11 protein-coding genes are annotated in these 11171 nt (G+C 69.0%); 10 read left to right on the forward strand and 1 reads right to left on the reverse strand.

Annotated elements, in window-relative coordinates; translation table 11 throughout:
• Positions 1-202: 202 nt before the first annotated feature.
• The gene (locus tag AB0I43_RS34645) at positions 203-670 is read right to left on the reverse strand and encodes a hypothetical protein (RefSeq protein WP_356977906.1); all 468 of its coding nucleotides are present in this window, start codon (positions 668-670) and stop codon (positions 203-205) included.
• A 183-nt stretch (positions 671-853) separates the two neighbouring features.
• On the opposite strand from AB0I43_RS34645, the gene AB0I43_RS34650 reads away from it, so the two are divergent.
• From AB0I43_RS34650 to AB0I43_RS34695, 10 genes are all read left to right on the forward strand, one after another.
• A complete protein-coding gene (locus AB0I43_RS34650) occupies positions 854-1573 on the forward strand; it encodes an IclR family transcriptional regulator (protein WP_356977907.1) in 720 nt (239 codons plus the stop codon).
• A 308-nt stretch (positions 1574-1881) separates the two neighbouring features.
• On the forward strand, positions 1882-2961 hold the full coding sequence (locus tag AB0I43_RS34655; RefSeq protein ID WP_356977909.1) for an ABC transporter substrate-binding protein: 1080 nt from the start codon (positions 1882-1884) through the stop codon (positions 2959-2961).
• Positions 2958-3803 (forward strand): ABC transporter ATP-binding protein, encoded by an 846-nt coding sequence (locus tag AB0I43_RS34660; protein WP_356977911.1) that lies wholly within the window; start codon positions 2958-2960, stop codon positions 3801-3803. Before AB0I43_RS34655 ends, AB0I43_RS34660 begins: the two co-directional genes overlap by 4 nt.
• Positions 3796-4674, forward strand: a complete 879-nt coding sequence (locus AB0I43_RS34665; protein WP_356977913.1) for an ABC transporter permease — start codon at positions 3796-3798, stop codon at positions 4672-4674. The genes AB0I43_RS34660 and AB0I43_RS34665 overlap by 8 nt, the downstream gene beginning before the upstream one ends.
• Before the next feature lie 26 nt (positions 4675-4700).
• Complete coding sequence (locus tag AB0I43_RS34670) at positions 4701-6041, forward strand: LLM class flavin-dependent oxidoreductase (RefSeq protein ID WP_356977914.1); 1341 nt, start codon at positions 4701-4703, stop codon at positions 6039-6041.
• Positions 6038-7267 carry an MFS transporter gene (locus tag AB0I43_RS34675; RefSeq protein ID WP_356977916.1) on the forward strand — a complete coding sequence of 410 codons (1230 nt, stop codon included), beginning with the start codon at positions 6038-6040 and terminating at the stop codon, positions 7265-7267. The genes AB0I43_RS34670 and AB0I43_RS34675 overlap by 4 nt, the downstream gene beginning before the upstream one ends.
• A complete protein-coding gene (locus AB0I43_RS34680) occupies positions 7264-8838 on the forward strand; it encodes an FAD-binding protein (protein ID WP_356977917.1) in 1575 nt (524 codons plus the stop codon). The genes AB0I43_RS34675 and AB0I43_RS34680 overlap by 4 nt, the downstream gene beginning before the upstream one ends.
• Entirely contained in the window at positions 8835-9161 is a 327-nt protein-coding gene (locus AB0I43_RS34685; protein ID WP_356977919.1) for a ferredoxin family protein, read from the forward strand. The genes AB0I43_RS34680 and AB0I43_RS34685 overlap by 4 nt, the downstream gene beginning before the upstream one ends.
• A gap of 54 nt (positions 9162-9215) precedes the next feature.
• Positions 9216-10208 carry an LLM class F420-dependent oxidoreductase gene (locus tag AB0I43_RS34690; RefSeq protein WP_356977921.1) on the forward strand — a complete coding sequence of 331 codons (993 nt, stop codon included), beginning with the start codon at positions 9216-9218 and terminating at the stop codon, positions 10206-10208.
• Positions 10209-10368: 160 nt separating this feature from the next.
• Positions 10369-11127 carry an Rpn family recombination-promoting nuclease/putative transposase gene (locus AB0I43_RS34695; RefSeq protein WP_357433355.1) on the forward strand — a complete coding sequence of 253 codons (759 nt, stop codon included), beginning with the start codon at positions 10369-10371 and terminating at the stop codon, positions 11125-11127.
• Positions 11128-11171: the final 44 nt, after the last annotated feature.

Consider the following 11171-nt stretch of genomic DNA (forward strand, 5'->3'; position numbering starts at 1 on the left):
GACGTGGCCAGCCGATCGAAAGGCTGATCAGGAATGCGAAGGGGCGGCGCCGCGCGGCCTTCGACTCGGAGGTTCACTGCGCATGGCGACCCACCTCCTGCTCGTCGTGCCGCGGACCTGAGTGGTCTACGCGTCCCCTGGGAAATCTTTGATCGGACGCGAGTGCGTCCTCGGAAAGGATACACGGATCGGCGGCTCCGGCTCACCACGTCGGCGCAGCCGATCCCTCCGGCTCGGCGGCGAGCAGCACCCGTTCGACATCCTCCCAGGTGGGAACGTGCCGGACCCACTCCGGCACGGACTGGGTCTGCGCACCGAAGAGGTAGAGGTGCGGGACCAGATCGCGCAACGCCTCGTGCACCTCGATCCGGTCGTCGATCATGTGCGTGATCCCGAGCTCGGCGCAGTGCCCTGCCTTCTGCGCCCGCTTCAGGCAGAAGCGCAGATTGCCCTCGGGCACCCCGGTCCGGGCGTAGAAGCGATGGTGGTCCAGCCACTGCCGGGTGCGCTGCTGGACCCGGGGCCCGCATTTGGAGATCACCCAGACCCGCCCGCCGAACGACTCGCTCAGCCGAGCGAGCACCTCGAACGCCCCGGGGCTGGGCGGCGTGCGCATCGCCTCGTCGAATCCCCCGTCCAGGAATACCGTGTCGGCATCCCCCGGATGCATTGCCGCACCCTGGATCACTCGGCCGAAATCCACACCGAGCCTATATTTTTCGTTCGTTTTCATATGCCCGATCAGAATGCCCGCCGGACCACCCGCGACGCCAGTGGATTGTTCGGCCAGCATTAAATGCAGCCGGCGTCCAAATCTTGTCGGCGGGGCGGGCCGCCGCCGACAATCGACCTCATGACCAGCACCGATCAGCCGCGTTCGGGGTCGCAGGCCGTCGAGCGAGCGATTCACCTGCTCCATTGTTTCGAAGGCGACGACCCGGAATTCTCGCTGAGCGAGCTGGCACATATGGCCGGTGTCCCGGTGAGTACCGCGCACCGGCTGGCCCAGGCGCTGGTGCGCGGACGACTGCTGGAGCAGGATCCGGCCACCGACCGCTATCGGGTCGGCCAGGGTTTGGCCAGCCTCGCCCGGCCCGCGCTGACCCGTCTCGGGATCGATTCGGCCGCACCGCATATGTACGCGCTCGCGGCCGGAATCAAGATCACCGCGAGCCTCAGCGTCGTCGACGCGGGTGACGCTGTGACGATCCTGCAGGCGCGCCCTCCGGTGCTGTTCTGCAACAACCAGCTGCCCCGCCCCCGGCAGCCGTTGCGCTCCAGCGCGGCCGGGCACGCGTTGCTCGCCTACACCGCCACCGGGCAGCGCCGCGTCCCGGACCTGGATCTGGTGCGCCGCAAGGGTTTCGCGATCGAGGAGATCGCCGTCGAGGACCCGGTGCGGTCCGTGGCGGTCCCGGTCTTCGGTCCGGGCCGGCAGGTGTGGGGCGCGCTCAGTGTGCAGGCCCGCTCGGCCCGGCTGACCGATGAGCTCGTCCGCGAGATCCTGCCCGCGATGCAGCATTTCGCGGCGCGCATCGGTTCGGTCGTCCCGAACAGCTCCCCCGCCGCGTGAGCCCAATTCGGCTCACCGTGATTTCCACAGTGTGGAATCGCCGTTGTCCGGCACCGGCCGCTCGCACACCATGAGAAGCCACGGGCACCACCGCCCGCTGCTCCAGATCAGGGAAGTACCCACGTGTTCACACCCACCGCGCTGATCCGCCGCCGCGCGATCGACCTGATGCGGGTGCCGCACGGGATCTGTCGACTCTGACGCTTCGCGTCCGGTCCGCCCGGCGCCCTCTCCAGACCTTCGACACCTTGGCCGCCGCATGCCCTTTTCGCGTGCCCGCCAGTGCTTTTCATTCGTTAGGAACACCCATGCGTTTCACCGCACCCCGGCAACGACACCGTGCGATCGCTCTCACCCTGGCCCTGCTCACTGGGGTCTCCGTGCTCGCCGCGTGCGGTAAGTCCGACACGGGCCAGACCGCCGACGGCAAGACCGTGCTCCGCTACCAGGGTTCCACCGGCCAGGTCACGCCCTTCGAATTGGCCGCCGATCTCGGCTATTTCAGCAAGGTCGCGCTGCAGTGGGAAGGCGACACCACCAGCGGCCCCGCCAATATCCAGGCCGCGGCGACCAATCAGGTGGAGTTCGGCAGCGCGTTCAACGGCGCGGTGGTGAAGCTGATCGCCGGCGGCGCGAAGGTCACCTCGGTGCTGAGCTCCTACGGCTCGGACGACCAGACCTTCACCGGCTACTACGTCCGCGACGACTCCCCGATCAAGACCGCCCGCGACCTGATCGGCAAGAAGGTGGCGGTCAACACACTGGGCGCGCACCACGAGTTCATCACCCGGGAATGGCTGCACAAGCAGGGCCTGACCGAGGACGAGATCAAACAGGTGCAACTGCTGGTGGTGCCGCCCGCCAACACCGAGGACGCGCTGCGTAAGGGCCAGGTCGAGGTCGGGACCCTGGGGCAGGTGTTCCGGGATTCCGCCCTGGAGCGCGGCGGCATCCACCCGCTCTACACCGACACCGCGATCTTCGGGCAGGCCAGCTACGGCACCTACGTCTTCCGTGACCGGTTCCTGGCCGAGAACGCCGACGCCGTCGCGGATTTCGTGCAGGGCACCGCCCGCGCCACCCGCTGGCTGCAGGTCACCCCGCGCGACGAGGTGCTGGCGCGCTTCGCCGCGATCATCCAGAAGCGCGGCCGAAACGAGAACACCGAGCTGCTGAAGTTCTGGAAGAGCTCCGGCCTGCCGACGCCCGGTGCGGTGGTGCAGGACAAGGAGATCCAGGTCTGGATCGACTGGCTGGTGCGCAACGGCGAGCTGAAGCAGGACCAGCTGAAGGCCGCCGACCTGTTCACCAACGAATTCAACCCCTACGCCAACGGCAAGTTCCAGCCCGCCAGCGGCCCGACGGGAGAGGTAGTGGCGTCGAAATGAGCACCTCCACGACGAAACTCGCGATCAAGCGCGTCAGCAAGCGCTTCCCGGTGCGCGGCACGAACGACACGTTCACCGCCATCGAGGACATCTCGCTGGACGTGCGCGCCGGAGAGTTCCTGGTCCTGGTCGGCCCCAGCGGCTCGGGCAAGTCCACCCTGCTGGACCTACTGGGCGGGCTGACCAAGCCGAGCGCGGGCGAGATCCTGCTGGACGGTGCCCCGATCACCGGTCCGGGGCTCGACCGCGGCATCGTCTTCCAGCAGTACGCACTGTTCCCCTGGCGCACCGCCCGGGCCAATATCGAATTCGGCCTGGAGGCCAAGGGGTTGCGGCGCAAGGAGCGCCGCGCCCGCGCCGAGGAGTACCTGGACCTGGTGGGCCTCACCGGCTTCGGCGACCGCTACCCGCACGAGCTCTCCGGCGGCATGAAGCAGCGCGTCGCGATCGCCCGCAGCCTCGCCTTCGATCCGGAGGTGCTGCTGATGGACGAGCCGTTCGCCGCGCTGGACGCCCAGACCCGGGAGTCGTTGCAGGACGAGCTGTTACGGATCTGGAAGACCACCGGCAAGACCATCCTGTTCATCACCCACGGCATCGACGAGGCGGTCTACCTGGGCCAGCGCGTCGCCGTGCTGACCTCGCGCCCAGGCCGGGTCAAGGCCGTCGTCGACGTCGACATCGCCCACGACGGGGAGGACATCCGCTCCACCGAGGCCTTCCGCTCCTACCGGCACCAGATCTGGACACTGCTGCGCAGCGAGGTCGAACGCGCGCAGGGGCTGGAACTCGACAGCGCACCATCCACGGAAGCCCGCACCGAAAGGCCGAGCCATGTCTAGCGCCATAGAACTCGCCGAACCGCCCGTCCGCACCGCCGTCACGACGCCCTACCGCCGCACCGGAACCCGGTCGCCCGCAGCGGTACCGCGGGTGCTCAGCCGCGGTACCGGCCTGCTCTGGCGCCTGGTGAAGCCGGTGGTCGCCATCGCGGCGTTCCTCCTGCTGTGGCAGTTCGCCCCCGCCGCCGGACTGGTGGACGAGGTGTTTCTGCCGCCGTTCAGCGTGGTCGCCGAGGCCTTCGCCGACCTGGTGCGCAGCGGTGAGATGTGGAATCACGTCTCCACCAGCCTCGCCCGCTCGGTCAGCGGGTTCGGTATCGCGCTGCTGATCGCCGTGCCGCTGGGCATCGCGATCGCCTGGTACAAGCCGGTGGCCGACCTGCTGAACCCGATCCTGGAGCTGTTCCGCAACACCGCCGCGCTCGCGCTGCTGCCGGTCTTCGTGCTGATCCTGGGCATCGGGGAGACCTCCAAGGTCGCGCTGGTGGTCTACGCGAGCTCGTTCCCGATCCTGCTCAACACCATCACCGGCGTCCGCACGGTCGACCCGTTGCTCGTGAAATCCGCTGTCTCCCTGGGCCTGAAGCCGGTGCGGCTGTTCCAGAAGGTGATCCTGCCCGCGGCGATCCCGTCCATCTTCACCGGTCTGCGCATGGCCGCGGCCAGCTCCATCCTGGTCCTGCTCGCTGCCGAAATGGTCGGCGCCCGAGCCGGTCTCGGCTACCTCATCACCGCCGCTCAGCAGAACTTCCAGATCCCGGACATGTACGCGGGCATCCTCGCGATCTCCCTGCTCGGGCTCACGTTCAACGGCCTGCTCGTCACCCTGGAACGCCGCTTCTCCCGCTGGCGCGTCGAGTCCAACTCCTGATCCCCTGCCTCTCGAAGGAAATCCCGATGTCTCCCAAGCAGTTCCACCTCAACGCCTTCCTCATGGGCGTCGGCCACCACGAGGCCGCCTGGCGGCACCCGCGCACCAGCGCGCACGACGTCCTCGACGTCGCGCACTTCCAGGAGCTCGGCCGGATCGCCGAACGCGGCAAGCTGGATTCGGTCTTCTTCGCCGACGGCCTCGCGGTCGGCCCGCGGATCAAGCGCAACACCCTGGCCGTGTTCGAGCCGGTGACGCTGCTGGCGGCGATCGCCGCGGCCACTTCCAGGGTCGGGCTGATCGCGACCGCGTCCACCACCTACAACGAACCGTTCAACCTGGCCCGCAAATTCGCCTCGCTCGACCACATCAGCGGCGGCCGGGCCGGCTGGAACATCGTCACCTCCGGCAGCGAGGAGGAGGCGTTCAACTTCGGCTACGACTCGATCCCCGAGCACGCGCGCCGCTACGAGCGGGCCCAGGAATTCGTCGATCTCGCCGTGCGGCTGTGGGACAGCTGGGAGTCGGACGCGGTGGTCCTCGACGAAACCGACGGCGTCTTCGCCGACCCGGACAAGGTGCACACCCTCGACTACGACGGCCCGCGCTTCAAGGTGCGCGGCCCGCTGAACTCGCCGCGCAGCCCGCAGGGGCGGCCCCTGCTGGTACAGGCCGGATCCTCGGAAGCCGGAAAGGAATTCGCGGCGCAGTACGCCGAGGCCGTCTTCACCGCGCAGCGCACGCTGGCCGAGGGGCAAACGTTCTACCGCGACCTGAAATCGCGGCTGCCCAAGTACGGCCGCTCGGCCGACGAGCTCAAGGTACTGCCGGGCCTGGTGCCCTACATCGCCGAGACCGAGGAGGCGGCCAAGGCGCTGGAGCAGGAGTTCACCGATCTCATCTCGCCCGACTACGCGCTGAGCCAGCTGTCGCGGCTGCTCGGTGTCGATCTCACCGAGCACGCGCTGGACGCCCCGCTGCCGCCGCTGCCCGAGGTCACCGAGATCGAGGGCGGCAAGAGCCGGTTCCTGCTGGTCAAGGAGCTCGCCGAGACCGAGAACCTGACCGTGCGCCAGCTCATCGGCAAGCTCGGCGGCGGGCGCGGGCACCGCTCCTTCGCGGGGACGCCGGCCCAGATCGCCGACGAACTGCAGGCCTGGTTCGAAGGCGGCGCGGCCGACGGCTTCAACATCATGCCGCCGTTCCTGCCGGGCGGGCTGGAGGACTTCGTCGACCAGGTCGTGCCGATCCTGCAGGAGCGCGGGCTGTTCCGCACCGACTACGAATCGGATTCGCTGCGCGGGCATTACGGCCTGGCCCCCGTCGAGAGCCAGTTCGCGGTGGTGCGCACCGAAGCGAGCGCGTGAGCTCCCAGCTCGACGCCCCGATCGATTCCCTGCGCCCGCTGGTGTACACGGTCTACGTGCCCACCCTGGCGCGCGGGATCGGAATGGGCGCCGCGGCGCCGGTGATGACGCTGGCCGCCGTCGATCTGGGCGCGTCGGTGGCGGTGGCCGGGCTGGCCGTGGCGCTGGTCGGTCTCGGTCAGGTGCTGGGCGGCATCCCCTCCGGCCAGCTGGTGGCCTGGATGGGCGAGCGCGCCTCGACCATCTGGGGCACGGGCGTCGGGTTGGCCGGTGTGCTGCTGTGCATGCTCGCCCCGAACGTGCCGGTGCTGTGCGCGGGCCTGCTGATCACCGGATTGTCCAATGCCGTCTGGGGTCTGGGGCGGATGACGTTCATGGCCGAGGCCATCGCCCTGGACCGGCGGGCGCGGGCGATGTCGCTGTTCGGCGGTTCGATGCGGCTCGGCTTCTTCGTCGGCCCGCTGCTCGGCGCGGGCGCGATCCTGGCGGTGGGCATCCGCGGCGGGTTCGTGGTGCAGTTCATCGCGTTCCTGGTCGCGGGCTGGATGATGGTCCGGCTGCCGTTGCCCGCCGGAAGATTTGCCGAACCGGTTGCGACGCCGCCGATCTCACTGCTCGGCGTGGCTCGACGGCACCACCTGGTGCTGTGCACGCTGGGCGCGGGCTCGATGCTCATGGGTGCGGCCCGGGCCTCGCGCGAGGTGGTGCTGCCGCTGTGGTCGCATCACCTCGGCATCGACGCCGCCACCGCCAGTCTGCTGTTCGGCATCGCCGCCGCGCTCGAGCTCGTCTTCGCCTATCCGGCGGGGCATCTCATGGATCGCTTCGGCCGAGCACCGATCGCGGTGCCCTCGCTCGCCATCCTGGCGATCTCGTATCTGGCCGTGCCGCTGACCTATTCGACGCTCACCCTGGGCGTGGTCGCGGTGGCCCTCGGGGTCGGCAACGGTATCGGCAACGGGCTGATCATGACGATCGGGGCCGACATCGCGCCGCCCGCGATCCGGGCGGAGTTCCTGGCGGCCTGGCGGCTCACCCACGACTGTGGGGCGTTCGGCGGCCCGCTGCTGCTGGGCGTCTTGGCCGGAGCAGCGCCGCTGGCGGTGGCCGCGATCACCATCGGCGGCGTGTCCGCTCTCGGCGCGGTCATCATGGGCCGCTTCATCCCCCGCCACATTCCGTGGCCGCCGGCTCCGGAAGCACTCGTACAGAAGGTGATGACATGATCGACGTAGACGTGCTCGTGCTCGGCGGCGGCCCCGCCGGCACCTGGGCCGCGCTCAAAGCCGCCGCGACGGGGGCTTCGGTTCTGCTGGCGGACAAGGGTTTCTGCGGCAGCAGCGGCGCGACCGCCGCCGCGGGCACCGGCATCTGGTATGTCCAGCCGGACCCGGAGCTGCGGGAGCGGGCGATGGCAAGCCGCGAAGCGCTCGGCGGCTACCTCGCCGACCGGGAGTGGATGGCGCGGGTCCTCGACGAAACCTTCGACAGAGTCGGCGAACTCGCCACCGAGGGGCGCTATCCGTTCCCGGTCGGGCCCGATGGGCAGCAGATCCGCACCGGGGTCCAAGGTCCCGATTACATGAAGCGGCAACGGCTTCGGGTGCAGCGCGCCGGTGTGCGCATCCTCGATCACACGCCCGCCGTCGAACTGCTGGTCGACCCGTACGGCGCGGTCGCGGGCGCACGACTCCAGCGCTTGACCGACGGAACCCGGGTGGAGGTCGCCGCCGACGCGGTGGTGCTCGCCACCGGCGGATGCGCGTTCCTGTCGAAGACGCTGGGCTGCAACGTGAACACCGGCGACGGCGCGCTGATGGCCGTCGAGGCCGGAGCGGAGTTGTCGGGCATGGAGTTCTCCAACGCCTACGCCATCGCCCCGGAGTTCACCTCCGTCACCAAGACGGCCTACTACTCCTTCGCCACCTTCTACCTGGGCAGCGGTGAACCGCTGGCGGGCGCCTCCGGCAAGTCCCGCACGCCGATCGCCAAGGCCCTGCTCACCGAACCGGTGTACTGCACCCTCGACCGCGCCGACGCGGCCCAGCGCCAGGCCATGCGCCGCGGACAGCCCAACTTCTTCCTGACCTTCGACCGGCTCGGCATCGACCCGTTCACCGACCGGTTCCCGGTCACCCTGCTGCTCGAAGGCACGGTGCGCGGCACCGGCGGCGTCCGGATCACCGGACCCGACTGCTCGACCAGCGTGCCGGGGCTGTTCGTGGCCGGTGACGTGGCGACCCGCGAGCTGATCTGCGGCGGCTTCACCGGCGGCGGCAGCCACAACGCCGCCTGGGCGATGTCGTCGGGCAGCTGGGCCGGCGCGGGCGCGGGCCATTACGCCCTGCGGCAGCGGGACGCGGTGGCCCGGCCCCGGCTGGGCGCGGGCGGCGCCGGGCTGCGTCCACTGCACCGGCCGGACGCGGAGCTGCGGCCCGCGGATCTGGTCGCGGCGGTGCAGGCCGAGGTGCTGCCCTACGACAAGAACTACCTGCGCCACGGGGATCGGCTGCGGCCCGCGCTGGCGAATCTGCACGAGCTGTGGCGGCACGCCCGCGCCGGCCTGACCGCGCCCGACACCGCGAAGGCGCGCTCGGCGGCCGCCATGACCGCGCACGCCCGCTGGATGTACACCGCCGCACTGGCCCGCACCGAATCGCGCGGCATGGCCCGCCGCCAGGAATTCCCCGATCTCGACCCGGCTCAGCACCACCGGATCGTCACCGGCGGACTGGACGAGATCTGGACCGTCCCCGAGCCCGCCTTCCGCACCCGCCGAGCGCTGGTCCCGGCATGATCGAACTCGTCTCCGCCGACCGCTGCATCGAGTGCGACAAATGCGTCGAGGTCTGCCCCACCCACGTCTTCGATCGCGGCCCCGACGGCGTCCCCGTGCGCACCCGGCAGGCCGACTGCCAGACCTGCTTCCTGTGCGAGGCGTACTGCCCGGTCGACGCGCTGTTCGTCGCCCCGAGCACCACCCCGCTGCCCGCCGATCACCCGCACCGCGACGAGGCGTACCTCGTCGAACACGGTCTGCTCGGCAGTTATCGCAAGGCCCTGGGCTGGGGCGGCGGCCGGCTCACGGCGCGCGACGCCGTCGGCCCGGAACTGCCCTGACACCGCTGTTCGTTGCGGCTAAGTTCGGGTTACAACACGACTGAGGAGATATCTGTGCGCTTCGGCATCTTCATCCCGCAGGGCTGGCGGCTGGACCTGGTCGGTGTCGAACCGGCCGCGCAATGGCAGGTGATGCGTGATCTGGCTCAGCGCGCCGACGCCTCCGACACGTGGGAGTCGCTGTGGGTGTACGACCACTTCCACACCTTCCCGGTCCCGACCGAGGAGCCGACACACGAGGCGTGGACGCTGATGTCGGCGTTCGCCGCGTCCACCTCGCGGATCCGGCTGGGCCAGATGTGTACCGCGATGCGCTATCGCGAACCGGCCTATCTGGCCAAGGTGGCCGCCACCGTGGATCACGTCTCGGGCGGGCGGGTCGAGATGGGCATCGGCGCGGGCTGGTACGAACACGAATGGCGCGCTTACGGTTACGGCTTCCCGTCGGCCGGGGAGCGGCTGGGCCGCCTGGCCGAGGGCGTCGAGATCTTCCGCCAGGCCTGGGCTACCGGCGCGGCCACCCTGGACGGTAAGTACTACCAGGTCGACAACGCCATCGTGCGGCCACTTCCGGTGCAGGAGGGCGGGATTCCGATCTGGGTCGCGGGCGGTGGGGAGAAGAAGACGCTGCGGATCGCGGCGCAGTACGCCCAGTACACCAACTTCAGCGGCGCGCCCGAGGAGTTCGCCCGCAAGTCCGAGCTGTTGCGCGCGCACTGCGCCGATGTCGGCACCGATTTCGAGGCCATCACCCGGTCCTCGAACTTCAACACCGTCATCGCCGCCACCGAAGCCGAAGTGGAAGAACGGCTTTCGGCGCTGCAGGCCAAGATCGCCACCGTCGCCGGGGAAGACACGGCCAAGGGCTGGATCGACGGCATGTTCCGCTCCTCCGCCGCCGTCGGCACCCCCGAGCAGGTCGTCGAACGTCTCACCGAGACCAAGAACCTCGGCCTCGGCTACGCCATCTTCAACTTCCCCGAGTCCGCCTACGACACCTCCGGCATCGAGCTCTTCGAACGCGAAGTGGCCCCGGCGCTGCGCTGACCACCCCGAAGGCGGCCTCCCCCGGGGGGGGGGCCGCCTCGCCTCGCCGATCTCTGACACCGAAAACGGCCTTCCCCCAACACAAGCCGACACGAACTTTCACCGACAGCGATCGCGAAGTCCGCGTGTCCGCACCACGCCGGGCGTAGTTTGCCGAAACATGGCTACTCTGCAATCCAACACTCACGATGCCTACTTCCGCCAGGTCCTATCCTCTCCCGCCCACGCTGCCGGTGAGTTGCGGGCCGCACTACCCGACCAGGTTGCCGCCCGAATCGACTGGAATACGTTGGAGCTACAGCCCGGAACGTTCGTGTCCCAGGATCTGCGTTCCTGCCACAGCGATCTGTTGTTCCGGACACGGCTGGACCAACGCGACGCATTCATCTACCTGCTGATCGAACATCAGAGCAAACCCGAGCGGCTGATGTACAACTACGTCGGCTCGATCTGGGACAGATACGTCGCCGATCACCCTGGCACCCAGACACTGCCGATGGTGCTCCCGGTGGTCGTACACGCCACACGCGGCCGCAGACGCTGGCGCGCACCCACCGAACTCTCCCAGCTGATCGATCTGGACCCTGATACCCGTGCGGCACTGGGCGATTACCTGCCACGGTTCCAGTTCCTGCTCGACGACCTTGCAACGGTCGACATCGCCGAACTGTGCGCCCGAGACCTGACACCTCAGGCCACGATGATGCTGGCGCTGATCAAAACCGTCCGCAACAATCGACAGCTAGGCACCGATCTGCTGCCCCTGGTGAACACCATGCGGACGGCGATGCTCGGTCCGGGCGGCAAGTTGACAATGGAAACCCCGGTGTCCTACATCCTTCTTGTCGGCGACACCCCCACAGCCGATCTAGGTGTACTGACCATGGACGTTGGTGACGGCGTGGCGAGCTGGACATGACGAAGACCTCCGAGTGAAGTGCGAGCTGTCTAGGAACGCATCCA

This window comes from Nocardia sp. NPDC050435, assembly GCF_040655395.1.
GTDB lineage: Bacteria > Actinomycetota > Actinomycetes > Mycobacteriales > Mycobacteriaceae > Nocardia.